Annotated in this window: 23 protein-coding genes; 22 read left to right on the forward strand and 1 reads right to left on the reverse strand. The window is 59.0% G+C overall.

From position 1 onward, the window contains the following. Positions 1–16: 16 nt before the first annotated feature. The 16 genes from N436_RS13165 (at position 17) to N436_RS13240 (ending at position 13,447) form a co-directional block, all read left to right on the forward strand. Positions 17–772, forward strand: coding sequence for a PFL_4669 family integrating conjugative element protein (locus tag N436_RS13165; RefSeq protein WP_110741209.1), 756 nt, complete (start codon positions 17–19; stop codon positions 770–772). Further along, complete coding sequence (locus tag N436_RS13170) at positions 769–1,278, forward strand: DUF3158 family protein (protein WP_110741210.1); 510 nt, start codon at positions 769–771, stop codon at positions 1,276–1,278. Before N436_RS13165 ends, N436_RS13170 begins: the two co-directional genes overlap by 4 nt. Next, a complete protein-coding gene (locus N436_RS13175) occupies positions 1,275–1,697 on the forward strand; it encodes a single-stranded DNA-binding protein (RefSeq protein ID WP_110741211.1) in 423 nt (140 codons plus the stop codon). The genes N436_RS13170 and N436_RS13175 overlap by 4 nt, the downstream gene beginning before the upstream one ends. A 460-nt stretch (positions 1,698–2,157) precedes the next feature. Further along, the gene (locus N436_RS13180) at positions 2,158–2,499 is read left to right on the forward strand and encodes a helix-turn-helix domain-containing protein (protein ID WP_110741212.1); all 342 of its coding nucleotides are present in this window, start codon (positions 2,158–2,160) and stop codon (positions 2,497–2,499) included. A gap of 131 nt (positions 2,500–2,630) precedes the next feature. Then, entirely contained in the window at positions 2,631–4,604 is a 1,974-nt protein-coding gene (locus tag N436_RS13185; protein ID WP_110741213.1) for a DNA topoisomerase III, read from the forward strand. A gap of 755 nt (positions 4,605–5,359) precedes the next feature. Continuing rightward, entirely contained in the window at positions 5,360–5,905 is a 546-nt protein-coding gene (locus N436_RS13190) for an STY4534 family ICE replication protein (protein ID WP_110741214.1), read from the forward strand. A 66-nt stretch (positions 5,906–5,971) separates the two neighbouring features. After that, positions 5,972–6,229 carry a hypothetical protein gene (locus N436_RS13195; protein ID WP_110741215.1) on the forward strand — a complete coding sequence of 86 codons (258 nt, stop codon included), beginning with the start codon at positions 5,972–5,974 and terminating at the stop codon, positions 6,227–6,229. Positions 6,230–6,294: 65 nt separating this feature from the next. After that, complete coding sequence (locus N436_RS13200; protein ID WP_110741216.1) at positions 6,295–6,789, forward strand: JAB domain-containing protein; 495 nt, start codon at positions 6,295–6,297, stop codon at positions 6,787–6,789. A 64-nt stretch (positions 6,790–6,853) separates the two neighbouring features. Beyond that, positions 6,854–7,567 carry a hypothetical protein gene (locus N436_RS13205; RefSeq protein WP_256589952.1) on the forward strand — a complete coding sequence of 238 codons (714 nt, stop codon included), beginning with the start codon at positions 6,854–6,856 and terminating at the stop codon, positions 7,565–7,567. A gap of 238 nt (positions 7,568–7,805) precedes the next feature. After that, positions 7,806–8,207 carry a PilL N-terminal domain-containing protein gene (locus N436_RS13210; protein WP_256589953.1) on the forward strand — a complete coding sequence of 134 codons (402 nt, stop codon included), beginning with the start codon at positions 7,806–7,808 and terminating at the stop codon, positions 8,205–8,207. After that, entirely contained in the window at positions 8,204–8,875 is a 672-nt protein-coding gene (locus N436_RS13215; protein ID WP_110741218.1) for a hypothetical protein, read from the forward strand. Before N436_RS13210 ends, N436_RS13215 begins: the two co-directional genes overlap by 4 nt. A gap of 133 nt (positions 8,876–9,008) precedes the next feature. Further along, on the forward strand, positions 9,009–9,608 hold the full coding sequence (locus tag N436_RS13220) for a TIGR03759 family integrating conjugative element protein (RefSeq protein WP_371920912.1): 600 nt from the start codon (positions 9,009–9,011) through the stop codon (positions 9,606–9,608). Beyond that, the gene (locus tag N436_RS13225; RefSeq protein WP_110741220.1) at positions 9,590–10,144 is read left to right on the forward strand and encodes a transglycosylase; all 555 of its coding nucleotides are present in this window, start codon (positions 9,590–9,592) and stop codon (positions 10,142–10,144) included. The genes N436_RS13220 and N436_RS13225 overlap by 19 nt, the downstream gene beginning before the upstream one ends. After that, complete coding sequence (locus N436_RS13230) at positions 10,141–10,557, forward strand: integrating conjugative element protein (protein ID WP_110741221.1); 417 nt, start codon at positions 10,141–10,143, stop codon at positions 10,555–10,557. The genes N436_RS13225 and N436_RS13230 overlap by 4 nt, the downstream gene beginning before the upstream one ends. Before the next feature lie 9 nt (positions 10,558–10,566). After that, on the forward strand, positions 10,567–12,693 hold the full coding sequence (gene traD / locus N436_RS13235; protein ID WP_110741222.1) for a type IV conjugative transfer system coupling protein TraD: 2,127 nt from the start codon (positions 10,567–10,569) through the stop codon (positions 12,691–12,693). A gap of 25 nt (positions 12,694–12,718) precedes the next feature. Then, entirely contained in the window at positions 12,719–13,447 is a 729-nt protein-coding gene (locus tag N436_RS13240; RefSeq protein ID WP_110741223.1) for a TIGR03747 family integrating conjugative element membrane protein, read from the forward strand. Between the two features lie 690 nt (positions 13,448–14,137). Here the strand turns inward: N436_RS13240 and N436_RS13245 are convergent. Continuing rightward, positions 14,138–15,013, reverse strand: a complete 876-nt coding sequence (locus N436_RS13245) for a WYL domain-containing protein (RefSeq protein WP_110741224.1) — start codon at positions 15,011–15,013, stop codon at positions 14,138–14,140. A 384-nt stretch (positions 15,014–15,397) separates the two neighbouring features. Here N436_RS13245 and N436_RS28570 point away from each other — a divergent pair, with 384 nt between their 5' ends. From N436_RS28570 to N436_RS13270, 6 genes are all read left to right on the forward strand, one after another. After that, positions 15,398–15,544: a hypothetical protein gene (locus N436_RS28570; protein ID WP_177410880.1), complete on the forward strand. Its 147-nt coding sequence runs from the start codon at positions 15,398–15,400 to the stop codon at positions 15,542–15,544. A 64-nt stretch (positions 15,545–15,608) separates the two neighbouring features. Next, positions 15,609–15,965 (forward strand): 4-fold beta flower protein, encoded by a 357-nt coding sequence (locus N436_RS28945; protein ID WP_110741225.1) that lies wholly within the window; start codon positions 15,609–15,611, stop codon positions 15,963–15,965. Between the two features lie 122 nt (positions 15,966–16,087). Then, positions 16,088–16,702 carry a DUF6338 family protein gene (locus tag N436_RS13255; RefSeq protein ID WP_110741226.1) on the forward strand — a complete coding sequence of 205 codons (615 nt, stop codon included), beginning with the start codon at positions 16,088–16,090 and terminating at the stop codon, positions 16,700–16,702. Between the two features lie 688 nt (positions 16,703–17,390). Next, positions 17,391–18,224 carry a hypothetical protein gene (locus N436_RS13260; RefSeq protein WP_146232436.1) on the forward strand — a complete coding sequence of 278 codons (834 nt, stop codon included), beginning with the start codon at positions 17,391–17,393 and terminating at the stop codon, positions 18,222–18,224. 530 nt (positions 18,225–18,754) lie between these two features. Then, positions 18,755–21,373 carry a PD-(D/E)XK nuclease family protein gene (locus tag N436_RS13265; protein WP_110741228.1) on the forward strand — a complete coding sequence of 873 codons (2,619 nt, stop codon included), beginning with the start codon at positions 18,755–18,757 and terminating at the stop codon, positions 21,371–21,373. Further along, positions 21,370–24,540, forward strand: coding sequence for an exodeoxyribonuclease V subunit beta (locus N436_RS13270; protein ID WP_158286273.1), 3,171 nt, complete (start codon positions 21,370–21,372; stop codon positions 24,538–24,540). The genes N436_RS13265 and N436_RS13270 overlap by 4 nt, the downstream gene beginning before the upstream one ends. The last annotated feature ends 530 nt before the right edge of the window (positions 24,541–25,070 follow it).

The raw sequence follows: 25,070 nt of genomic DNA on the forward strand, positions 1-25,070 counted from the left end.
CGGCGAGGATCCGGCGATGGTCGACCACTACCAGCTCAACCTGGGCTCACTGCGCAGCAGCATCACGCTCACCCTGCACACCCACCATGCCGCGCGACTGTGGCAGGGACGAGCCGCCCGCGAGGGCGTCCATGGCATCCTCGGCATGGCCGGCTACATCAGCGTGACCAACCTGCTCAAACAGGCCAGTAGCCAGGACGATCCCTTTGCCGACTGGTTCATGCTGCAACTCGAAGACAAGCTGCTGCAGGCGAAGGCTGATCTGCAAACGTTGACCGAACAGGTCAGCCTAGTGGAGCGCGATCTCCCCACTCAGGTCGATGTCGGAGACAACCTCAATATCCATCCGGTAACCCTGCCACTGTTCATCGGCAGCCAGCTCGGCTTTCTCGCCGTGTACCTGCTGACCGACTACGACACGTTGGTGCGGCGCGTGCTGCTGGCGCATCACACCGCCCTCATTGGTCGAGGCGACATGGAGATCTGGATCGACCGCGGCGCGCACCTGCTGCGCAGCGTATTCGGCCTGGCCCAGCGCTACCGTCTGGCCGGCGTCAGCCGGGACGACGTAGCCGCCAACAACGCCCGCGCGCGTGAGGCCGTGGACAAGTTCGGTTTACCCCCGCAAGACGTGCTCGAGGGCACGCGCCGCTCCCGTTTTGCTCCGCCCATTCTGCGCCAGACGATGGATGCGAGTCTGGCAACACCACCGATTGAGATCGCCGAAGAGGCCCTGAACCTGCCACCCGCGCCGGAAGGCGATGAGGCATGACCCTGGCCGAAGCGATCGCACGGCGCCTTTCAACGGATGCCTATCGTCAGTTCGAACAGGGTGCCTCCCTAAAAGGCCTTTTAAAGCCTTTTAAGGGTAAGGGGGAGCTGCAGCAGTTCGCCGAATCGATCCTGCGCCTGCGTACCCAGGTCGCGGGGCTGATGGCAGGCATGCTCGCAATCGTGGCGCAGCCACCCTTCTCGCTGCTGGACCTGCGGTTGGTGGTGCAGCACAGCGCAGCCGGAACGGACTTTTTGCGCTGGCGCAGCCGTGACTTCACCCGAATGGGCGCGGAGGTGTGGAAGCAGGCGATGGAGCAGCCGCAGCTGGCACCTGCAGTGCGCGAGGCGCTGCACCAGTTGGAGGTCAACCGCGTGGTCCTAAACCTGCAAATGAGCAGCCTGCACTCACTGCACCGCCAAGCCAGCGCGTCCGCCCACCAGCTACTCGACGCCGAGGCCGCCCTCGGCAGCACCGTTTCACCACACCCGGAGTCAATCCCATGAGCACGTTATTTGTTGGCGAAGGCAACATCGGCAGCGTTCCCGAGTTTCAGGAATTCAATACCAACCCCGAAGAGCCGCGTCGCCTGCTGCGGCTCAATGTGTATTTCGACAATCCGGTACCGCGTGACGGCAACTACGAGGATCGCGGTGGTTACTGGGCACCGGTCGAACTCTGGCACCGCGATGCCGAGCACTGGAGCACCCTGTTCCAAAAGGGCATGCGCATCCTGGTCGAAGGCCGTACGGTCAAAGAAGAGTGGGAGGACAGCGAGGACAACGCTCGAGTGACGTTCAAGGTCGAGGCCCGACGCATCGGCATCCTACCCCACCGATTGGCGTCAGTGACCATGCGTGAAAAAGCTCAGGACGGCGGCAGCAATACACGCAAACACGCGGCCAAGAAGAGCGTGCGCAAGTAGGCAGAGATTGTGGTACTCGGTGGGCTGGCCGAGCCAGCGCGATTTTGGTTAAGAACGGCCACCCACCGGACACAGTGCAAACTGAATGGACTAGTTCAATGACGCGATGACGAAGCTAATGAGGTGTTGGCTAAAAGCAACCTGGCGTGCTCCAAGTATCCGCTCAAAGCACGTAATGCAAGCTGGTGCACAGGGCTTTCCAGTAGCCATTCAATCAATTCGGTGCGAGCGTATGGGTTGTTCGGTTCAAGGTGTGTCACTAGCAGCAACTCGTAGGCTTTCAGCTGCAAAACCTCGGTTACACCGCACTTACTTTCCCCCATGCCCCTACCCTCCACGACAGTCCACAGCTGCATTTTATAGCCGTAATACGCCGCATAAGGTTGATAGTCAACCTTTTAGGGCGTTCATATGCACAGGTTGATGGTCAACCATATGGGTCGAATTGGAGAACGCCCCATTGCCAGCCAAAAAGCCCAACTCCCGTCACATTGGCCGCCAATTGGCCAAGTTTCGCAACGCCTGCAAACTTACTCAGGAAGAAGTGGGCGAGCGGCTGCAGATTAGCGGGGAGGCCGTTTCCCGGATGGAGCGTGGCCAAGTCGACCTGTCCGTCACCAAGTTGCTGCAGTTGGCGGACATCTACCAATGCTCTGCAGACGAACTATTGCTGGTCGCAAGTAGCCGGCCTCGCGATCAAGGCTTGGTAATCGCTGAGATGCTGCAAGATCTGAGTGAAGCCGATCGACTATTTGCCGTAGACAGCTTACGTCAACTGGCTACGCACCTCGCTCGGCGCTGATCAACACTCCGTAACCGCCTCCCTTTTCCCGTCAGACTGATTGCTGAAGTGATCTGCACAAATTCGGCTTTCCGCTAGCCCCGCTATCCCACCTCGGCACGCTGTCATGAACCGACTGGGAGTGCCTGCTCATGCGTGTATTCATCTGTGAAAAGCCTTCGCAAGCTCGCGATATCGCACTCGTCCTCCAAGCCACCCGGCGCAGCGAAGGCTGTCTGACCGGATCAGGGGTGACGGTGACCTGGTGCGTGGGCCATCTGCTGGAGACCGCTCCACCGGAAAGCTATGGTGACCGCTATCGGCGCTGGACCCTGGAGGATCTGCCCATCATCCCCGGGCAGTGGCAAGTCGTCGTCAAACCGAAGGTGGCCAAGCAGTTGAAAGTTATCCAGGATCTGCTGAAGTCATGCTCCGAGGTGATAATCGCCACCGACGCCGATCGTGAGGGCGAGATGATTGCTCGCGAAATCATTGAGCGTTGCCAGTACCGCGGTCCGATTCAGCGTCTGTGGTTGTCTGCCCTGGATGAGGCATCGATCCGCCGGGCTTTGGCCGCCCTGCGTCCGGGCGAGCAGACCCTACCGCTGTATCACTGCGCACTGGCGCGATCACGAGCCGACTGGCTGATCGGCATCAACCTAAGCCGTCTGTTCACCCTGCTGGGCCGACGTGTCGGCTTCGACGGGATGCTGCCCGTGGGCCGCGTACAGACACCAACGTTGCGCTTGGTGGTCGAGCGCGATCGCGAGATTGCCAGCTTTGTCGCTAAACCGTTCTGGACCGTTGAGGCCACCTTGGAGGCCGACGGCACGCGCTTTCGTGCACGTTGGCAGCCCCCGGCGCACGCGTGCGATGACAGCGGCCGTTGTCTCACCGAGACCGCTGCACAGGAGGCTGCGGCACGATTGGAACATCGAGCTTCGGCGAAGGTCGGCAGTATCCAAATCGAGGCTGTCCGCAAAGGCCCGCCCCTCCCCTTTGACCTGGGCACCCTGCAGGAAGTCTGCTCCGCCAAGCTGGGCCTTGGGGTTCAAGAAACGCTGGCCGCTGCGCAGGCGTTGTACGAAAACCATAAGGCCACAACCTACCCGCGAACCGACTGCGGCTTCCTGCCCGAAAGCATGCTAGATGACGTTCCCAAGGTACTACGGGCCCTTGCCTCCGCGTCCTCACCCTTGGCGCATTGGTTGAAATCGGCTGACCCCGCGCGACGCTCACGCGCCTGGAACACTACCAAGATCACCGCTCACCACGGCATCATCCCCACCGCAGTCGTGACCGACCTGTCGCTGCTGTCCGAGCACGAGCGCGCTGTCTATTCACTGATCCGCGCTCGCTACCTAGCCCAATTCCTCCCCGATTATGAATATCTGAAAAGCCAAGTCCTGCTGGAGGCGGGTCAGGACTGTCTGGTCGCCCGCGGCAAACAGATCCAGGTGCGTGGCTGGAAAGCCGTAATAGACGAACTCGGTGACAGCGATCAGCCAGAGCCCAGCCAATCGCTGCCGACGTTGTACGAAGGCGCTGACATCACGCTGCTGGACACCGCGGTCTCCGCTCAGCAGACCCAACCGCCGAAAGCGTTTACCGAAGGTACCCTGGTCAAAGCGATGAAAACCATTGCCAATCAGGTGGACGATCCGCGTCTCAAGCAGAAGCTCAAGGACAGTATCGGCATTGGCACCGAAGCCACTCGCGCGACGATCATCCAAGGGTTGATAGATCACGGGTACTTGCAGAAGAAAAGGCGAAGCCTGGCGGCATCAGCAGCCGCGCACACGCTGATCGAAGCCGTGCCACGGGAGGTCGCCGATCCCGTGCTGACCGCTCTCTGGGAGCAGGCTCTGGACCGCATTGAATCAGGCCAGCTTAGCATCGACACCTTCCTCGCCAAGCAGGCTGCGTGGCTGACACAACTGGTGCAGAGCCACCGCTCGCTCACTCTGCCGCTGCCAGTTCCCAAAGGCCCAAGTTGTCCGGTGTGTTGCAGTGTCATGCGCCAGCGCAAAGGTCGGGCCGGAGACTTCTGGTCGTGCTCGCGCTATCCAGACTGCAAAGGCACGAAGCCCTTGAAGACGAGCAAGCGCCCGGTCAGATCCAAGTAGCAGAGGCGCCACCGCTTGACGCCAACCGGCGGCGCTGCTGTAGTGGGACTGCCCATCGCCCCTGGCGATCCCAGACCGATTCGCTCCGGGCAGCTCGGTCAGACTCATTGAGTTCGGAGCCCTCTCTTCCACCGCTCCCAGCGTCAACCTTACGTTATCAGCGTCGGACTGAGGCGGATGACCCACGCGGCTTGCTACAGGCCGCAGGGGTCATCCGCTTCGGCGGCCATGCTCAGCCCCGGTGCCCGCCGGCGAAAGACTGGGCACCTTTTGTGCGCGGATGCGTGCCAGTTGGTTCCGATCCAGGCCACGACAAGGGTCGGTTGATTGCTCGGAACGACAGCTTGAGGTTTGCGATGACTTAGCTGTCAGGATACGAGTCAAAGGTGGTCCCTCTCCTCCTAGCCCGATTACCGTCGGGCTATTTTTTCGCCGCTGACAATCTACTGAAAACCACCCGCTTCCGCTCGCTCAGATCGCCTGAAATCCTCCATTGACGCACCTTTCATAGCGTTTTATAGATGAGGTACACGCCGCTGTCGTTGACAGCGCCCAGGCAGCCAGGACCTTCAAGGCTGCGCCCGCTTCGGGTGGTTCTCCCAAGTGCGACTCGCGCTCGGCAGCTCGCACGTTCATCGACCCGTCGGTGATGAGCGCCCTCCACACCGATCACGTTTTTGCATCTCTCCCTTGCGGAACTCACCAGCCGCCAGGGCCGGTGGATGTCCGCGTTTCTGCTGAACAGGAGCTCCACCATGACTACTGCAAGCAATAACGCCCCCACCACCTACTTCAACCTGCACACCCAAGGCATCGGTTACCTGAACCGTGTTCGCGAAGTCCCGGTTCGCCGCGGCCAATCGTTCATGGCCTGTGACATCGCTGCCTTGCACGGTGCCTCGGACGACGTCGAGTACACCCGCTTCGATTGCAAGGTCGCGAGCGGCGAAGCCGACCGGCTGATCCGTGAGCATCTGGAAGACGTCCGCGCGGAGCGCAAGGTACTCATCGCGTTTCGCATCGGCGATCTTTGGGTCGATCCATTCATGTACGAGAAAGGCGAACGCAAGGGGCAACCCGGCGCCAGCCTCAAAGGCCGACTGATCTTCATCGAGTGGATCAAGGTCGATGGCCAATTCAGCTACCGTGCGCCCGCCCGCACTGACGTTGCACCCGCTGCTGAGGGTGCTGAGCATGCAGAGGCGGAAGGAGATAAGGCAGACACTGACGGTGACTCCGATCAAGGTCAGCCAACCCCGGCCTCCGCGCGCAAACCCACCGCAGCCCGTCAGTCTGCCTGAGGCAGTTTGACCACCAGCAACAGGCGCTCCTAAGAGCGCCTGTTGCTATTCACGTCGGAGGTCGCCATGGAAAGCTTCTGGCTCTGTGAGGATTGCCTGCAGGCGGTTGCCTACGACGACTTCAGCGCGCTGTCGCTCTACTACAGCGAGGCTGAAGTTGAACAACGCATCACCCATATGCGCCTCGAACTGCAGGCCTTGCTGCCCCTGAGCGCCGATTTCGATCCGCACACCGGCGCAGGCATTCAGGCCTTTTCCACCTACCCGTGCGAGGGCTGCGATAGCCGGCTGCACGGTGCGCGTCATCGTTTTACACGTCTGTGACTCACCTCTCTCATCTGCCTGGGGCACTCCCCAGGGGGCGCTCCACCTCCCACGAGGAATTGCCCATGAACACTGCCCACAATCGGGTCGAGCGTCTCGACCCTGCATTGGCCCAGCGTGCCCGCGAAGATGCGCTGCTGACTGAAGCGCTGGAGTTGCTGGATCAACGTTATTTCCAGCGCGGCGAGCAACTGATCTCACCATCCGATGCAGCGTCCTATCTGAAATTGCAGCTTGCACCCTATTACCATGAGGTATTTGCGCTGCTCTGCCTGGACTCGCGTCACCGCGTGCTCAGCTTCGACATCCTCTTCACTGGCAGCATCGACGGTGCCTCCGTGTACCCGCGCCAGGTCGTCGTCAAGGCTCTTGAGCACAACGCCGCTGCGGTGATCTTGTGCCACAACCACCCCTCCGGCTGCTCGGAACCAAGCGGCGCCGATCGGGTGCTCACCAATCGCCTGATCGAGGCGTTGGCCCTGGTTGAGGTACGTGTGCTGGACCACATCATCGTGGGTGAAGGCACGCCGCTATCGCTGGCCAATTACGGCTGGATCTGACCACCCCCACCACTTGTAGGGTCACTGCCTGTACGGGGTGACCTTCACATTTTGGAGCGCCATCATGTCCACTCTTCCCAATCCCTTCCTCCGCGGCTTCCAGGACCTGAGCTACGAACGCGTGGTGCAGATCAGCTACGCCGACGATTGCCCGCCCTGCTACCGATCCCTTCACCCTGCGCTGCATGACCTGCCGGATGACGGCATTAATTTCCAGCCGTGCCTGTTCGATGATGACTTCGCGGTGATCACCGACGACGAAAGCGTGCCCGAGTTTGTCCGTATGCCGTGCCCTGCCGACGGTACCGTGAGCCAGGTGCTCTACCAGGTCACAGGGCTGCACCATGGCCGCCGGCAACACGTCAGCGATCTCCCCAGCGAGGAAGCTGCACAGCACTTGATTGAGCAGCTGTCCTTCGCCACTGGGCACTACAGCCGCAGCTGGGAGATCAGCAGTGCGCACCTACCAGCAGATGAGTTTGAGTTCCTGCAGGTGTGCGCCTGGTGTCGTTCACCGTCAGGTTTCTTCGAGTGCTTCGAGCTGAGCAGCAACAACGCGGTGGGCTGCAAACTGTACTCGACGCCCTGGCTCAAAAACATCGCCGCGGGCGGCAGCTACTGCAGCGCCGAGGAAGTGACAGCACGTCTGCACGCCGATCACGTGCCACCGGTGCTGCTGCGCCTGCTGTTACTGGCCGGAGAGGCCGATACCCGCCTCCTGATCTTTGACCCCGATGCGACGCCGCTTTCCGAGTTACCCATGTTCGTCGAAGATTGACCTCAAGGCGCCTCCGGGCGCCTTTTTCATGGTTGCGCCAGCATAATCCGGTCGGCGAGATTCGCTTTTTCAGTGGGGGCGCACCCTGGCTTTTCGCCAAGGTGTCGGCATCTTTTGTTGAGACCTGGTCATGCATACCCCCACGCTCTTCACGCTCGGACTGATGCTCACGCTGCTGGGCTGCAGCACGCCACCACCGGTGCCCGCCCCAGCACCACCCGCACCCGTCCCGCCCTCAGTGGTCAAGCCCAAGGCCCCGGTACCCGCCTGGGTCCGACAGGACCGCTACACCCTGGCCAGCACGCGGCCAACGCTGGAGCAGCGCCAACCGCTGTATCAGCTGATCAACGTCCAGATCGCCCCTGCGCTGCACGCGACAGTCGGTGAAGCGTTGCACCACGTGCTGCAGCATTCGGGCTACTCCCTCTGTCCCGACAACCCTGCCGTGACGCGGTTGTTCCGCCGCCCCTTGCCTGCCGTGCATCACGACCTCGGACCGATAGCGCTGCTGGATGCCTTGACCATCATCGGCGGCCCCGCTTGGCGACTGGCCATTGATCCGGTCGAGCGGAACGTGTGCTACGTCCTGCGTCTGCCCGCACCCGAGCCACCCTTCTCGACACTGGAGACCGCACCATGAAGGTTCACCATTTTCAGGCCCTGGTGATCGGCGCGCTGTGCCTGGGTGCTGCCGTCCTCGCTGCTGCAAGCTACAACCAGCATCAGCAACTGACTGAACTGCAGACCGCCGCACGCAATGCGCCGGCCGACCCCAGCCCGTCACTGCGTCGCGACATCGGTGAATTGCACACCACACTCGCCACGCTGCCACCACAAGTCGCGGCACTGGAAGACGCCCAGCACCAGCAGACCACTGCGCAAGCAACGCTCGGCCAGCGACTCGACGAGCTGGCGACCTCCGTCAGGGTGCTGCAAGCGCTACCGCCAGGACCGAGCAGCGCCGATCTGACCGCCCTAGCGCAACGCATGGGTGTGGCAGAAGCGGCACTCGAGAAGCTGTCGACCGCTCCTAAAGGGCCAGAGGGTACCGACGCATCCCAATTTGCCTCCATCCGCGAAAAATCAAAAGCCAAGGTACCGCAGCCGCCCTTCACCCTGCTGGGTATCGAAGCTCGCGGCATCGTTAGGTTCGTGACCGCACTGCCTACCGGCGCCCTTAAGTTATCCGCCGTTCACCTGCTCCAGCCCGGTGATAGTTTGAACGGCTGGCAACTTCGGGCGATTCGCGAGGGGCAGGCCGTCTTCCAGCACCCGGGCCATGGCGAGCAAACGCTGCTCATCCCGTGAGGAGAAAAACGTGCATAGGCTTTCCGCTGCTGTTGCGCTCATCCTGCTGCCGGCATACGTGTTCGCCGATCAGGGCTTGAGCGTCCCCAAGCGTGTTGACGCTCAGGTGCAATTCAGTGAGCAGTCGTCGCTTATGCGGCAGAACTCTGCAGCAGGCCAGGCTAAGGCCTGGGGCCTGACGGATGACGAATGGGCCACGTTTGAGCGCTTACAGACTGGCCCTCGTCGCTACTGGTCGCCACAACTAGATCCCCTCACCACACTGGGTGTTGAGGCCAACTCCGAACAGGAGCGGCAGCGCTACGCCGAGCTGCAGGTTCGTCTGGAAGCCAGGCGTGCCGAGCGCGAGCTGGCCTACCAGAAAGCCTACTCCGCGGCCTGGGCACGACTGTTTCCGGGTCTGCAGCCCGTGCAGGGCATGAGCGACGATACTGGTTCTTTGAGCAGCAGCCGCACGGCGCTTTTCGTGGAAGAGCACTGCGCCGCCTGCGTGACCACCGTCCAACAGTGGCTGCAGGCCGGTGAGCGACTGGATGTCTATCTGGTCGGCAGCCAAGGCAACGACGCGCGGCTGCGCTCATGGGCGCAGAGCGCAGGCGTCACTGCCGCCCAGGTCAGCGGCGGCCAGGTCACCTTGAACCATGACCGCGGCCGCTGGTTTGCCCTGGGCGCTAGCCGGCCCTTGCCGGCCCGCTATCAACAGGTGGACGGGAAATGGCAGCGCATCGACTGATTCTTACCCTGGCGATGGTCGGCGCCACCGCCGCTCAAGCAGGAATTTTGCCGCCGCCGGCGTATCAATTGGCTGCCGCGCGCGCCGGCATTCCAGCCTCGGTGCTGTTCGCCATTGCCCTGCAGGAAAGTGGCACGCCGCTGCGGGGGCAGCTCATGCCCTGGCCGTGGACACTGAATGTTGCGGGTTCACCGCTGCGGTTTGCTCGGCGCGACGAGGCGTGTGCGGCACTCAGAGAAGCGCTCAGCAACCACGACCCCAAGCGCATCGATATCGGACTGGGGCAAACCAACCTGGGCTATCACCCGGACCGCTACCTTAACGCCTGCGATGCGCTCGACCCGCGCACCAACCTCGCGGTCACCGCCGAGCTGTTGCGCGCGCACTATGCCGATACCGGTGATTGGGTTATCGCCGCCGGCCGCTATCACCGGCCCGCCGGTGGTCCCCCTGCGGTACGCTATCGCCTTCAATTCAGCCGCCACTGGCAACGCGTCCAGCTAGTCGCGACAGTACTAGGACGGGCGCAGCCATGAGCTTTTTGCGCTTGGTGGTCCTGACCCTCTGCCCGTGGCTGTCACTTACCGCGAGCGCTGACTCCAGTCCGCCCGACCCCACCATGCTGAACTGGGTGCTACCTGTACGCAGCGCACGCCTCTCGCCAGGTGCCGTGCCACCCAGGGCGCTGAGCCTGCCCGGCATGAGGCCGCTATTCCTGGTTGGGCAGGACGCTACTTCCCTGGAGTGGCTATCGCGGCACGCCCAGACGCTACAAAAGCTGGGTGCCAACGGGTTGGCAGTCGAGGTAGACGACGCAAAGGCCCTGCGCCGCATCCAGGCGGCAGCGCCCGGGCTGACTACCTGGCCAGTGAGTGGTGACGACATCGCCGAACGTTTGGAGCTGGAGCACTACCCGGTGTTGATCACGCCCACCGGCCTGGAACAGTGAGAGCATCCCATGGGCGAACATGCGATGGAATCCCTGCTGCGCCCGGCGGTGGAACTGTACACCGTGGGTATCTGCGTCGGCGCTGGTGCTCTGTGCCTACACTCGCCCTGGGCCGTGGCACTGTCGCCTGAGGTAGGTACAGGCATGGCCTTGGCGTATACCGCGCTCGGCCTGAAGCGACTCAACGAGGCGCGGATCGTCCTGCGATACCGGCGCAATATCCGCCGCCTGCCGCGCTACTCACTGACCAGCCGGCAGATTCCGGTGAGCGGCAAGCGCCTGTTCATGGGCCGCGGCTTCCGCTGGACTCGCCTACACACTCAGCGCCTACTCGAAGCTCAGGACCCGGCACTGGCCCATTATGTCAACCAGTCGGCTGCTTACCAATGGGCACGACGGATGGAACAGCTGCTGGAGAAGGCCCCACCGGGGTTGTCGCTGCTACCTCGCCTGACCGCCTGGGACAACCCGCTCAATCCTGTACGTCCGCTACCACCGGTGGGGGGCTCACCATTGCTGCATGGCGTCGAGCCGAAGGAACAGGAAGCTAGCCTGCCGCTCGGCGAACGGGTCGGACATACACTGGTGCTGGGCACCACACGGGTGGGTAAGACTCGCCTGGCTGAGGTCTATATCACCCAGGACATCCACCGACCGAGCCGGGAAGTGGTCATCGTCTTCGACCCCAAGGGCGATGCCGACCTGCTCAAGCGCATGTACGTCGAGGCCCGTCGCGCAGGCCGTGAGCACGAGTTCTATGTATTCCACCTGGGCTGGCCAGAGATCTCCGCGCGCTACAATGCGATTGGCCGCTTCGGCCGCATTTCAGAAGTCGCCACTCGGATCGCCGGCCAGTTGAGTGGCGAAGGCAACTCGGCGGCCTTCCGCGAGTTCGCCTGGCGCTTCGTCAACATCATCGCCAGGGCGCTGATCGAGCTCGGTCGGCGCCCGGACTATCTGCAGATCCAGCGCCATGTGGTGAACATCGATGCGCTGTTCATCGAATATGCCCAGCACTTCTTCGCCAGGCATGATCCACAGGCCTGGGAAGCTATCGTGCAGATCGAAGGCCGCTTGAACGAGAAGAACATCCCGCGGCACATGGTTGGTCGGGAAAGGCGCGTCGTTGCCATCGAACAGTACCTGACCGCCAAGCGCATTTTCGATCCGGTGATGGACGGCCTGCGCTCCGCCGTGCGCTACGACCGCACCTACTTCGACAAGATCGTCGCCTCATTGCTGCCGCTGCTGGAAAAGCTCACCAGCGGCAAGACCGCGCAACTGCTGGCCCCGAACTATTCGGACCTGGATGACCCACGACCGATATTCGACTGGCTGCAGGTCATCCGCAAACGCGGCATCGTCTACGTCGGCCTGGACGCGCTGTCCGATGCGGAAGTTGCCGCCGCCGTCGGCAACTCGATGTTCGCCGACCTGGTCTCCGTCGCCGGCCACATCTACAAACACGGCATCGATCACGGCCTGCCAGGCTCCTCCAGCGCCGCAGACAAGGTACCAATCAACCTGCACGCCGACGAGTTCAATGAGTTGATGGGCGACGAGTTCATCCCGCTGATCAACAAGGGTGGCGGGGCCAGTATCCAGGTGACGGCTTACACCCAGACCTTGAGCGACATCGAGGCACGTATCGGCAGCCGGGCAAAAGCTGGGCAAGTCATCGGCAACTTCAACACCTTGCAGATACTGCGAGTACGGGAAACCGCCACGGCTGAACTGCTGACCAACCAGTTGCCGAAGGTCAACGTACAAACACGCACGCTCGTCTCCGGAGCGACGGACACCGCCGATCCGGATGCACGTACAGACTTCACCTCGTCCTCCCAGGACCGGGTCACCACCACCGCCGTGCCGCTGATCGAACCCGCGCACATCATCGCCCTACCCAAGGGGCAGATGTTCTCGTTCCAAGAAGGCGGGCAACTTTGGAAAGTACGCATGCCGCTGCCCAAACCGGCCAGCGATGATGCGATGCCAGCAGATCTGCAGACCCTCGCTGCGCGCATGCGCGAATCTTACAGCGCCAATGCAGGGAGTTGGTGGAGCAGCGCTGGAGGTGCACCCACGGCCGATTTCGATCCCGAGGTGCCTCCACCAGGGCGCAGGCACGCGCCTTAAGCGACCTAGTACTGCGGAGCCCCCTATGCCGCCCCCTCCAGCCAGCCAGCCTCCTGCGCAAAAACGTCCGGGGCTGATCTTCGGCACGCTTGAGCTTGGTCTACGGCTGCTCGGTTTGCTGTTCGCTTCGCTGATCGTCTCCGTCGCCCTGGAGTTCGTGGGCATGCTGTGGTTCTGGCCCGAACAGGGCTGGCATCACAGCCATGCCATGTGGCTCAGTGAGCTGGGATGGCTCAGCGATCACTTCAAAAATTCGCTGCTCGTCGAGGAACCCGCGCAAGCTACCGCCAAAGTCCTTCAGCACCTGAATGAATGGGTCGTGGTCCGCTCCGGCTGGGCGCAATCAGACGCTCAGCTCAAGCTTTTAAGTCATGAAATATCGATGCAGGGTGAGTTTGCTCAAGCGTACGTTATGCTGCAGGAATACCTATTGGCCGCCCTATTCACCGTATTCACCTTTGTCGTGCGCCTCGCCGTCCTCACCCTGGCCATGCCCCTATTCCTGCTCGCCGTGCTCACCGGCGCTGTTGATGGTTTGATGCGCCGTGATCTTCGCAAATTCAGCGCCGATCGCGAGAGCAGCTTTGTCTACCACCGAGCGAAGCGTACATTGTGGCCCTTAATGATGAGCCCTTGGGTGATCTACCTCTCCCTCCCCACCTCGGTGAATCCTATTTGGGTGCTATTGCCCTGTGCTGCGTTGCTTGGATTGATGGTGTCAATCACGGCTAGAACCTTCAAAAAATACCTTTGACTGCCCGATATAGACCCCGGCTGTGTGAAAACGCAGTAAACACATTGAAAACTGAGAGGCACGCGGGTTGCGTGTGGACTAAGCACGCGAAAGCGCGAAAAGCCCATTCAACGAAGAGCTGCGGTGACGCCGTATGGGTTGCGTCAATGGCCCATCAGTAAACGCGACGGGGTTACGCCCTGATCGCCTCAGATGGTGGAGGACACTGGACCTCTCAGTGCGGCATCACAAGCGACATAGCCAACGAGCGGGCCCATTCCGTCGGCGGTAAGGTGTCAGACATATCAACGAAAGCCGCTTGGTGCTGAAAGGGATGAGCTAAAGCCGCTATCTACATCCTATTTGTTCGCGCCGGCTGGCTGCCGCTAGGTCTTGGCGCCTCCAGTCTCATATGCCTTTTACGATTTGCGAGAGCGGCGGAGATGGGTTTGTCGACTTTTTACCCTAGATTATCCTGTGGCGCAGCTTGAAGCGTTGGACCGATTTGGGTCGTTAGTGCTCGTAGTAAATTCACACTTTCGCCCCCCGGCCTGCATTTTCACCCCGTCCGGCGGGCAGGCCAGCGATAACTCGCATGCACCGCCTAGCAATATAAGGGTTCAGGCGAGTGCCAAGAAGGGTCTTCGCTGGTCGCTACGTTCGGGTGCAGCGAGGCAGCCGCGCTCGCCTTGATAGGGCTCGGCCAGACTGTCAGTTGGGACTTTTATAGCCTGGGGCAAGCTTGGCGCTTTTAACACCATAAAGAGCTAGAGGGTCGCTCAACCAGAGTCGATATGCCTCGTCTGCAATGCTGTGATCAGTCGAGCAGTCTACGTGGTACTGCTGCAGTACATACCCAGCCATCGCTGCACGCACACGCAGCTTGAGCACGCCATCAGGCATGTCGTAGTCCCGCATCATGATCTGAGCGCAATTTTTATCAGGGTGTGGGACCAGGGGTAGATCCAGCATCCGATTCCACTGGTCATCATTTCTAAGATTCTCGTTCTCCAGGGGCTTCTGCCCCTGCTGAATCTGAGCAGCACCGATTCTGGCTAGAACAAAGTCCACAAAATCTTTACGCTTTCTATCGTAAGCCCGAACATGCCAGCGCAAGCCATCACAGCTAATGGCGAAGGGCACAATTTCACGCTCAGATTCACCCGATGCCGACGTGTAGCTGATTTTCACCACCTGACTCAGGCTAATCGCACGCGCGATCGGCGCCAGGATCTCCACCTTAGGCTGGCTGAGCAGCGAAACGGACTCGTTGAGAATGAGCGGCCTCTCACCATCCAGGCTGTATCCGTATCCCTGCGTTAGAGCAGTGAGTACTCGCTCAGGCGGATGCTCTACCAGCGGGGAGAATGTATCCCGGATTACATAAAGCTTGCTGACGGTGTCGAGCTCAGTGTTGGTCGGAGCTATCTCACGATATTGAGCAAAATCTCGAGTAGCAGCCGCAGCGCCCAAACCGAATCGATCCATCAGGTCATTACGCGAGACCACACCCGTGAAATACAGGCGAAAATCGATATAAACCAGGCGCTCCCGCTGGGCCTGGCTGTAGTCGCTCAAGTTACTCATGTCCACTCCGTCTTGCCTTTTCACCGTCTTACCTGTCTTGCATTCCGACTAGGAACCTGGTCGGTCGTTTCATGAGGATGCATCATAGCACAAGATCGCTTGACCTAATCAAATTGATGATGATAGGATTTCCTCATGACCCTGATAGACCCTTATCTATAGCACCTGACCTAAATTGGAAAGGGTATGGATGGAGGTAAATCAGCCAGAAACGAAAAAGCCGATCAAGTTCGCACCTTGACCGGCTTTAGGGAAAAGATATCTGAACTGGTTCCAGATATCTCTCGCGCTTTGTTCAGAAAGCTCTGCGATGGTAGCCCTTGTGGGTTGCTGACGCAAGGGTAGCGAGTTCTGTGTTCGAGCCACCTCAGTAGGAGACATCCAATGTCCCAGCTCGAGATGTTCGACAAGCCCGAAGGCGAAGGCGAGGTCATCTATCGCATGACCATACGCACCCGCAACGGCAAGGTGATACGCCGCGCGAACGGTCAGCCGTTCCGTATCGTGCTTCGCCCTAAAGCGGCCGATTAATTGGTCACTTAACAGAGCTCAGGGCACATTGGTGCCCTGCCCTCCTATCGGATGGAGAATTTTCATGCCCTTGAATTTCTACGATCGAGCCGGTGCCCCTATAGCGTATACCGATGATGGTGAGCATATCTTCACAATCAGCGGTCGCCCTGTGGCCTACCTAAACGACGGTTCCGTCTATTCCTACCAGGGACGACACCTGGGCCTCATGACTGAAGGAGTAGTACGCGATAACAGTGGACATGTCGCCTTTTTTACCGAAGGTGCAAGACTTGGCGTTACGAGGCCAATGCTTCGACTGATGCCGCTGAAGGGACTAAAGCAGTTAAAGCCTCTTAAGCAATTACGACAGCTCAGGCCGCTGAAGCCGTTAAATCGGATGACCTGGTCTCAACTGTCAGGCCAGAAATTTTTCTATTAGATCTCCACACGGTTGCCCCCTCACACACGGACGTATGTGCGGAGTAATCATTCAAGATCCTTCGTAGCTCATCACGAGAAAAGCCGGGGCTTCACCTGCAGGTGAGCTTTCGGAGGTGCAAGATGGAAGACCTAGCTACAAAAATCATTCCGTTGGTTCAGACCCTTATCCCAGGCTTCCTCACCGCCATGATTTTCTACTGGCTGGCAGATGTGAAAAAGCCTGGCCAGTTCGAACGAACAGTTCAGGCACTGATCGGTACCGGCCTGATAACCATGATGATCGCAGGCATCAAGGGAGGCCTGGGTTGGATTGGTGAGCATTACTTCACAATGGGTGAGTGGACCCCCCAGGTAGAGGGTGTCTGGGGGATCGGTCTGGCGGTGATAATGGGCCTGCTCCTGGCATTCGCGTCGAACCACGACTATCTATACAGATTCGCCCGATGGCTGACCCTAACCTCGCGATCCTCGTATCCAGAATGGATTTATGCGTTTCGCAAGCGGGAAGGTATGAGCGTTGTGTTGACCCTGCTCGATGGTCGTCGGCTTTTCGGGTATCCCGCAGTTTGGCCAACCGATCCTAAAGACGGGCATTTTCTTATCACTTACCCGTGTTGGATGGACGAGAACAACCAGTGGATAGACACGCCTGGAATTGAGAGCTATCTCATCGCCAACAGTGATGTCTACCTAATCGAATTCTTAGAAGAGGTAACCGAAAATGAGCAACGATAACCGACCTAGGCAGCATGTGCTTGAACAGCGGGTTGCCAACGATGGCATGAACGTCAGTCCTCCGGCACCAACAAATATTCGCCCTAAAGCACCGCCACCAGCCCCGCCGAAAGCCACGAAAAAATAAGAGGTAAAAATGTACCAAGAAAGAGGTATATCACCCAAACCACAACGGCCAACTCCTGGACAGTCAAATCCATCTAAGCCTTTTGCCCAACGTCCAGCTACACCTCCTAAAGCACCACCACTGCCACCACCCAATAACCGGTGATCAGCATGACCAATCAAACTGGCGGTAAGATTCACGTTAACGATGGTATAAGCAAACAGACAACAAGTCAGCGCCCGGCAGCTCCACCAGTTGCACCTCCGCCGGCGCCTCCAAAGCGATAAGTTGAGAGCGTGTTTGAAATTGACAGTATGTGGCCAAGGATTGGCGAGCTCTCATGCCGCCATTATCAATTATGGGGTTCAAACGGACCCGGCTATGGGGCGCCTCCTTCTAAACTCATAAATCTCTTCTCCTTGCGTACGAAGCTAGCTTGAAAAAGCTGGGCATGCAGTAAATCTTTTTTGTCGTCGCTGACGTCGAACGCGGCGAAACTCTGCTGGCTGCGGATTAGGTGCGCCATGGTGGTCAACGGGGCCAAGATAACGAAACAATGAAAAATTAGATGGAACTGAAAAATTGAATAGCACGCAGGATTGCAATCACAAATTTACTCGCCCTCAGCGTTTCGCCAAGTGGATTCTGGATAAAAATGCTGCATTTTGCTCAACAGCATCTAGGAGCCAAAAACTATATGCTTTTGGTTACTTTACTGCACTTGGCGTGATACTGATGCGGCTCGTCGGATTCAATAGTGATCTCAATATTTTTTATTTTACAATACTGATGCTAGGGCTCGGAGTTACCTCTGACCTTATCATGGTTTATAAGAGAATCTGGGAAACTGCATTAGGAAAGGCATGTTTGCTATTAGTCTATTTCGTCCTATCCAATATCGCTCTTGGCATTTCGGAAAATGCAATTAACATCATAACAGGAGTGGATTTCACTTCAGTTGTCTACACGAAGGCGATACTCACAGTGATAATGATCCCGTTATTTGCGTGGAGTATTTCAGTTTTTTTGATGACCATGAGCTTTGTATTGCTTCCGTTGATTTTTATGTTCTTGGTTATTGGTAAAGATTTGGCCCAACATCCTTGCTTCAGCTTTATTGGTAGTATTTTCAGCAGCTACCTTGCAAAAACAACTTTAGCCGCTCGCTTTTTTGCGTTTTTATTGCTCTTTATTTTTGTGAAGTCTGAGGGGAAGGGATGGGCGACCGACTATGATGAGTTCCTGGAAGAGCAGTTACCACTTTCATTGTACTGGTTAGAGGGCAGGAAGTTTACAAGTTGCACGTTGAGCGACAACGAACGAGGCATAAAAGGCGAAGATGAACGCTATTTAATCATAAAACATGAGACTGGAGCATACTCATTTAAAACTAAAATCTGCGGAAGTAAGAATTGATTAGTAGGTGTCAGGCACCTGGAGTGTTTGACACCCTATTTCTATTCGTTTTTATTCTTTCCCCCAGCGCCAGATCACATCTTCGAAACTGATATCTCTCCATGACCCTCTCCATTCCTTGTGAACTTTTACACTCTTGGAATGAGGCTCTGGAGATGGCAGTGGCATCTTGATTACGGCCGGGAGTAATATCGCGCCTCTTACTGCAATGCATTCACCCGGAGATAGATCAGGAAGCATGTCCGCAATAGAGCTTGCGTTGCCCGGAAACAGCCGTTTGAAATAGTTTTGGTAAGTGCAGTGTGGCTTCACCCCGCTGAATTGGCGATCAGTCAAGTAAAGCCGCCTCGTCGCCGGCGCGCATGGCCACGGGCTCGGTGGCCAGCCAGATGGCATCGAGGTGGGTCGCTTTTGGCCGTTTCCCTTCGTACGCGAATGGCAGCTTTCGGTTACTCTAGTCGACCAGGAGCAGGGGAACATTACGCAATAGGACACCTGCATTCGATTGCCGTCAGGGAAGTCAGCGCAGCATGCATATCACTTTTGGCCTTTTCTTGGACGCCCGTCAGGGTCCGTCCCCAACAAACTTCTTCAATAATCCGATAGTAGGCCGCCTCGGTTTCCTGTCCCTGTTGGAGACCTACCTTGGTCTAAGCGCGCCAGAAGCCTCAACGGCAAGGCGCGTGGCCATTTACTCCGGCCTGCTGCAGGCTCATGACAACGACTCGCGCTTCTACAGCGACTCCCTGAAAGTCGACAGCATTGGCACTGCCGCGCGCCTCCTAGCTTGGCGTGACGAGTGGCGGCTTGGCGGTTGGGACGGCAGCGCGAATCCGGAGCACCCGCCGCGAATCCAGGAACTTGCGGTTGTCGAAAAGGCCGCTCTTGAAGACCTGCCGCCTGGAGAGGCCGAGCGCTTGCATCTGGTGATAAAAGCTCTGAGTGCCTCCGGCCCCGGCCCCATCAGATCAGTTCACTTAGTTGACCCACTTGAGGACTTCCCGCACCTCTGGCAGCAGGTGTTGGAGCGCCTGCCCAAGGTCGAAGTTCGCCTCCCTGAACCACAGGGAGCAGGCCAACTCCGCGCGGTGCAGGAGCAAGCCCTGGCCGTCCTGAACGGAGGCTCTGCAGGAGATTTTGCTGTGCAGACCGACGGGAGCATCTTGCTGGTGCACACCCTCGCAGCCACTACCGCCGAACATTGGCTAGGTACGCAGCACGTGCACACGCCCGCAGACCGACTGATCCTGGCCGAGGATGCAGGAGACTCACTGGACGTATCACTGTCTGTTGCTGGCAGCGTCAACTGCGGGTTCGAACGTCCTAGTCAACTGCGCCCGGCCCTTCAGGCACTAGCCCTTGCCTTGGAGCTGTGTTGGGACCCAGTGGACATGAACCGCCTTTTGGACTTCCTGACTCATCCGGTCGGCCCATTCAGTCGCGCTGCGAGAGGCAGACTCGCACGCGCTGTCGCCAACCAACCTGGGATAGGTGGCGAAGCCTGGACGACAGCCAAGAACAAAATCGCCGAAGGTGACGATGCCCAGGAAGTGGCAGATGAAATCACCTTCTGGCTGGAGTCAAAGCGCTGGGCACGCACGGATGGAGTGCCGGTAGATGCACTGATCGCCCGCGTCGATCGGATGCAGGAAGCTATGCGGCGTCGTCTCTCAGGTGAGTCTGCTGACGCGGCGATTTTTATCGCGGCGCATAGCCAATGCGCGGCTGTTCATGACGCATTGATCGAGCTGGCTCGGCAAGGTGTGTCCAAGCTGCTGCCTCGACAAGTCGAGCAGTTGGTCGCCCACGCCACACCCGCCGGAGCAACCAACCCCGCGGCGGTTCCTCATATTGGTTGCATGCGCTCGAGCGGCACGGCAGCCGCGTGCATCGAAGCAGCTGATGAAGTGATTTGGTGGATGCCGTCGACACCTGCCCTGCCCTCGCCTCTGCCTTGGTCTCCTGCCGAGGTGAATGCTCTGACTGAATTAGGTGTGCAGTTGCGAGACCCGGCGCGTGAGCTTGTATCGTTAGCACTGAGGTGGCTGCGGCCACTACTTGCCGCGCGAAACAGATTCGTCATCGTCTGCCCTCCTCCTGGTTCAGAAGTGCATCCGATTCGCCAGCTTCTTAAGAAGCTCGTACCGGATATCGAGCCCGCGTCGCTTGACTTGGACGCCGCACTCAACTCCACGCTTCTAGGGGTAACCGCCGAGGTGCTTGCACCTCAGGCGCTGCCCGCTACTCCACGACACATCCAACTGCCTCATCCCGTGCAGCTCGGCGACACCCTACAGTCGTTCACTACGCTGAACGAGCTTTTCAATGACGCAGCCCTATTCGTTTTGAAACGAGTGGCGAAGCTGGATCCCTCCTCAGTCCTAGAGGTTGATGAGGGCAACCGCCTGCTGGGCATCCTCGCTCATAGGGTGCTCGAAAAACTCTTCGCGCACGACAAAGCCTTGAGTTGGTCAAACGCCGAAGCCGTTGACTGGTTCCGCACCGTAGCCGACTCGCTCTTGATGACTGAAGGCGCTGTACTGCTCATGCAGGGTGCTGGGGTAACACAGCAGCACTTCCGGCAGGTTTGCGAACGAGCCATCGGAAGTCTCCTCGATCACCTCAGGCTCGCAGGTGCCATTCAGGTTCAGACTGAGGTGGAGTTCAGAGGAACCTTGGGAGCAGTTCCGCTGATCGGCAAAATTGATCTCTTGGTCACGCTTGGTGACAAGCGAACTGTTGCCGTGGACATAAAGTGGAGAGGCGATACCTACTACGCCGGGCTGCTTCGCTCTGGCGAGCACCTGCAGTTGGCGCTCTACTCCAGCCTCATAGAGCAAGCAAGCGGTGTCGCACCAGCCGCGCTTGGCTATTTCATCCTGGAAAGCGGCGGACTGTACATCAGCGCTGCTGACATCTTCCCAAAAGCGCAGGTCAGAAGACCGCCGGACGGCGTAACCGTATCCAACCTACTCGATCGCGCGCGCGCTACCTGGGAGTGGCGCAAGCAACAGCTGGACGCCGGGATCATCGAAGTCGTTCCGGAAGAACCGAGCGACGAGTTCCAGGGCCCTGAGGGAACCCTTCCGGTCAACGGTCCAAGCAAATGGGACCAAGACCACCTTATCTTGCTGGGAGGCTGGAAATGATGAACAGCATCGAATTCATCAGTGCAGGCGCCGGTAGTGGCAAAACCTACAAGCTGACCGAAACACTCGCCCAAGCCCTCGAATCGGGCGCAGCCCGCCCTCACGCTATCTTGGCCACGACCTTCACCGTGAAGGCCGCTACCGAGCTGCGTGAACGCGCCCGGTCCTGGCTTCTTGAAAAGGGACGTATCGACCTCGCCACAGCCATCGGCCAGGCCCGCTTAGGCACCGTCAATAGCGTTTGCGGTCAGATGCTCAAGCGGTTCTGCTTTGAGCTTGGCCTGTCTCCCGATCAGACTGTATTGAGCGAAGGTCAATCCAGGAGACTGCTCAAAGCTACACTGGCCGAGTCGATGGAAGCCGATGCTCAAACGGAACTGGTTCGGCTCACAGGGCGGTTCGGCATTGAGCAGGCGGACTGGTCCAAGACTGTTGAGGCTGTCGTCAAGGCCGCACTCGACAACGATATTGGACCGGATGAGCTTCGAGTGATGGGTTCCAAGAACGCAGACGAGATGCTCAGGAATTGGCCTGTTCCGGGAGTGGACCCGACCGAAGCATTGGCGACTGCGCTGGCCGAAGCGCACAGGCAAGTAGCGGCGTATGTAGAACAGCAGCAAGCTGCCGATGCCAAAGTTGCAGGCAACCTGTTAAAAGGCCTAGAGGACCTCCAGAAGCTGGATCGACTCTTCCGTGAAGGACGCTGGAGCTGGCCCGACTGGATCGGTGCAGCCGGGTTCGACGCCGGCGCCAAGGTCAAAGATATCGTGGCACCAGTCAAAGCCGCAGCGCAGGCGCATGAGTCTCACCCGGCCTTTCATGCCGAGGTCCGCCAGTACCTTGACCAAATATTCAACCTGGCCGCCGACGTTCTCAATGCATACGAGCAGGCCAAGAAGGCGCTGGGTGCCGTCGACTTCAGCGACCAAGAGGTATTGCTGCTACGTGCGTTGAGGACGAAGCCAGCTGTCCGTGAAATCTTGGCTGCAGAACTGGATCTGATCATGGTCGATGAGTTCCAAGACACCAGCCCTCTCCAACTGGCGCTTTTCATCGAGCTGGCCAAGCTAGCCAAGAAGTCGGTGTGGGTCGGCGACCCTAAACAGGCTATCTACGGCTTCCGCGGTACTGACGCAAGCCTCATTGCCGGCGTTCTCAATGCCATCAAGGGCTGGGGCGGAATAGTCGGGAAGGCCCTGGACACCTCCAGGCGCTCCAACGAAAGCCTGGTTTCGCTCACTAATGGTCTATTCAACTCTGCGTTCGAGCCCGAGCTGACATCCGAGCAGGTCCAGTTGCAGCCACTGCGCAAGGACATTCCGGACCAGCCGGCGCTGTTGAACTGGAACTTCGAGAGCAGTCGAAACGATTCGGATTACCTGTGCCTTGGCCAGGCCGTCCGCGACCTGCTGGAGTCCGGGATTAAGGTCGAAGATAGGGACACCAAAGAGCTCCGCCCGATTCAGGCTGGCGATATCGGAGTGCTTTGTCGCTACAACGACCAGGTCGAATTTGCCGTCACGTCGCTCACCCGCTGGGGAATCCCGTCAGCCAGCCCACGCTCCGGCTTGTTGGGAACTGCCGAAGCCATCTATGTCATGGCCTGCCTGAGGCGTATGAGCGACCCAACCGACACTGTCGCCACCGCGCTGGTTCTAACCCTGGCTGACAGCACCCCGATCGAAACCTGGCTTGCAGACAGGCTGCAGCACCTCGCCACGGATGAGGCCAAGCCATACGAGTGGCGGACGACGGGCGATAGCGCTCACAGACTAATTGCCCGATTGGAAAAACTACGTCCGACACTAATGGCTTTGACGCCACTGGAAGTGCTACGACTTGCCGCTGCCGAGTCCCAAGTAGCAAGACTGGTCGGCCAATGGTCCACCTCCCCCCACGAGAGCCGCAACCGGATGTCCAACGTCGAGGCACTGGTCGAGCTCGGAAAGACTTTCGAGGACGAGTGCGTCGCGGCGAAGCGGCCAGCGACGGTTAGCGGCATGCTTCGTTGGCTGGAAGAACTCGCTAGCCAAGAGGATGATAATCGGGCGACTTCGGCAGACAACGCAGTCTCGGTCCTCACTTATCACGGGGCAAAGGGGCTGGAGTGGCCGGTCGTCGTGCTGACAAGCCTCGATGCGGTAGCACGTACTTCGCTTTGGGGTGTGCGCGCGAGGACAGTTGGAAACTTCGATCCGCAGCAGCCACTCGCCAACCGCTTCGTCCACTGCTGGTTGAAGAGCTGGGGCAAGCGATCCCAGCCCCAAGCCGCGCTTAAGGCCGAAGCCAGCGTAACTGGCCAAGCCATGCAGGCAGAGGCCCTGGCGGAGAACAAGCGTCTGCTATATGTGGGCTTGACCCGCGCACGCGACATAAACGTCGCACTGTCTTTCGTGCGAAAGTCAGGGCCGGGCCGCGGCTGGGTCGGCGAGATTAAAGGCGCAGCCGAGCTATTGTTCGGTGGCTCAGAAATGATAACGACTCCCGAAGGCAAGCGGCTTTCCAGACTATCGAAGTCCTGGAGCTCGAGTGAGTGCTCAACGGAGCCACCTGCCAAAGCCCCCGAGGCTTGCCACTGGTTTACAGCTCGTCCGCGCGTGCAGGCCGAACCTTTGTGGCACCGACCGAGTTCTGCTTCGGGCGGTACATTCACGGTTGTCGAGACCGATGCTGTCGGAGTTCGGCTAAGCCTTGCAGGCAAGCCAGACATGGCATCCCTGGGTACCGCGCTCCACCTGTGCATCGCACGCGCCGGCGTGCTAGGCGGCGTTTCTCCCCCTGAAGTCGAGCGCATCCTGAAGACCTGGGCTGTGGCTGATTCTGTAGATAAGGATGCCGTGTACACCCAGACCTCAGCATTCCAGGCTTGGATAGCCAAGCGCTGGCCCGACTGCCCGGTTTACGTCGAGGTACCCATCGAAGCCGATGGCCCGAATGGCACTCGTATCCGGGGCCGCATCGATTTGCTGGTTGAGTTGCCAGACGGCTGGATTCTGGTGGACCACAAATCGAACCCCGCTGGCTCAACTAGAGACGATGACTTGGCAGCCTTGCATGGCCCACAGCTAGAGTCCTATGGCCATGCCCTTCTCAGCGCAACCGGCAAGCCCGTGAGCCAGGGATGGCTCTATTTGCCAGTCGCTGCACGAGCCGTCCGCCTGTCCTGACGCCCACAAAAGTGCACCGAGTTTAGATCAATAGAACAACGAGGGTGGTGTAGGGATGGATGTAAAGTACCTCTTGGCTTCGCAAACCCAAGCGACGCTTATCGCGCTGGTCAAGAGGTGCGAGTCGATGCAATGAGCATTCTGGTCGTTAACGTCCTGCCTTGAATCAGCAGGCGGACGCGCTATAAGGCTCAAGGAGCGCTTCGACGTGATTCCCACGCTCTCCGGTGGTGCAGGCGCCAGCTTGCCCCTGTCAGCAACCGGCGTGCTGGAGCTTGAGTTCATCGGTTACAAGTCAGGTCGCTGCATTACTACGACGTAGGCAAACGAAACTTCATCAGCGCCAGCATCTAGCGCTCCAAGGACCATCTGGTCGAGACCAGTCTTGGGCACTATGACGGACTGATGGATACGATAGAGCCGCTTACCCAGGGCGGCCTGAGCCTTGCCCACCAGTCATGCAATGCAGGAGGCATAAGGCTCACCAGGACATGCAATCTTCATCGCGGCACCGAAGTGAGGTCACAGTG

It is taken from the genome of Pseudomonas sp. RV120224-01b (genome assembly GCF_003208145.1).
GTDB lineage: Bacteria > Pseudomonadota > Gammaproteobacteria > Pseudomonadales > Pseudomonadaceae > Aquipseudomonas > Aquipseudomonas monteilii.

What these genes read in the sequence shown, in the direction of transcription:
- N436_RS13165 (WP_110741209.1), top strand. Translation starts at nt 17, where the DNA reads ATGGTCGACCACTACCAGCTCAACCTGGGCTCACTGCGCAGCAGCATC.
- N436_RS13170 (WP_110741210.1), top strand. Translation starts at nt 769, where the DNA reads ATGACCCTGGCCGAAGCGATCGCACGGCGCCTTTCAACGGATGCCTAT.
- N436_RS13175 (WP_110741211.1), top strand. Translation starts at nt 1,275, where the DNA reads ATGAGCACGTTATTTGTTGGCGAAGGCAACATCGGCAGCGTTCCCGAG.
- N436_RS13185 (WP_110741213.1), top strand. Translation starts at nt 2,631, where the DNA reads ATGCGTGTATTCATCTGTGAAAAGCCTTCGCAAGCTCGCGATATCGCA.
- N436_RS13190 (WP_110741214.1), top strand. Translation starts at nt 5,360, where the DNA reads ATGACTACTGCAAGCAATAACGCCCCCACCACCTACTTCAACCTGCAC.
- N436_RS13195 (WP_110741215.1), top strand. Translation starts at nt 5,972, where the DNA reads ATGGAAAGCTTCTGGCTCTGTGAGGATTGCCTGCAGGCGGTTGCCTAC.
- N436_RS13200 (WP_110741216.1), top strand. Translation starts at nt 6,295, where the DNA reads ATGAACACTGCCCACAATCGGGTCGAGCGTCTCGACCCTGCATTGGCC.
- N436_RS13205 (WP_256589952.1), top strand. Translation starts at nt 6,854, where the DNA reads ATGTCCACTCTTCCCAATCCCTTCCTCCGCGGCTTCCAGGACCTGAGC.
- N436_RS13215 (WP_110741218.1), top strand. Translation starts at nt 8,204, where the DNA reads ATGAAGGTTCACCATTTTCAGGCCCTGGTGATCGGCGCGCTGTGCCTG.
- N436_RS13220 (WP_371920912.1), top strand. Translation starts at nt 9,009, where the DNA reads ATGCGGCAGAACTCTGCAGCAGGCCAGGCTAAGGCCTGGGGCCTGACG.
- N436_RS13225 (WP_110741220.1), top strand. Translation starts at nt 9,590, where the DNA reads ATGGCAGCGCATCGACTGATTCTTACCCTGGCGATGGTCGGCGCCACC.
- N436_RS13230 (WP_110741221.1), top strand. Translation starts at nt 10,141, where the DNA reads ATGAGCTTTTTGCGCTTGGTGGTCCTGACCCTCTGCCCGTGGCTGTCA.
- traD (WP_110741222.1), top strand. Translation starts at nt 10,567, where the DNA reads ATGGGCGAACATGCGATGGAATCCCTGCTGCGCCCGGCGGTGGAACTG.
- N436_RS13240 (WP_110741223.1), top strand. Translation starts at nt 12,719, where the DNA reads ATGCCGCCCCCTCCAGCCAGCCAGCCTCCTGCGCAAAAACGTCCGGGG.
- N436_RS13245 (WP_110741224.1), bottom strand. Translation starts at nt 15,013, where the DNA reads ATGAGTAACTTGAGCGACTACAGCCAGGCCCAGCGGGAGCGCCTGGTT.
- N436_RS28570 (WP_177410880.1), top strand. Translation starts at nt 15,398, where the DNA reads ATGTCCCAGCTCGAGATGTTCGACAAGCCCGAAGGCGAAGGCGAGGTC.
- N436_RS28945 (WP_110741225.1), top strand. Translation starts at nt 15,609, where the DNA reads ATGCCCTTGAATTTCTACGATCGAGCCGGTGCCCCTATAGCGTATACC.
- N436_RS13255 (WP_110741226.1), top strand. Translation starts at nt 16,088, where the DNA reads ATGGAAGACCTAGCTACAAAAATCATTCCGTTGGTTCAGACCCTTATC.
- N436_RS13265 (WP_110741228.1), top strand. Translation starts at nt 18,755, where the DNA reads ATGCATATCACTTTTGGCCTTTTCTTGGACGCCCGTCAGGGTCCGTCC.
- N436_RS13270 (WP_158286273.1), top strand. Translation starts at nt 21,370, where the DNA reads ATGATGAACAGCATCGAATTCATCAGTGCAGGCGCCGGTAGTGGCAAA.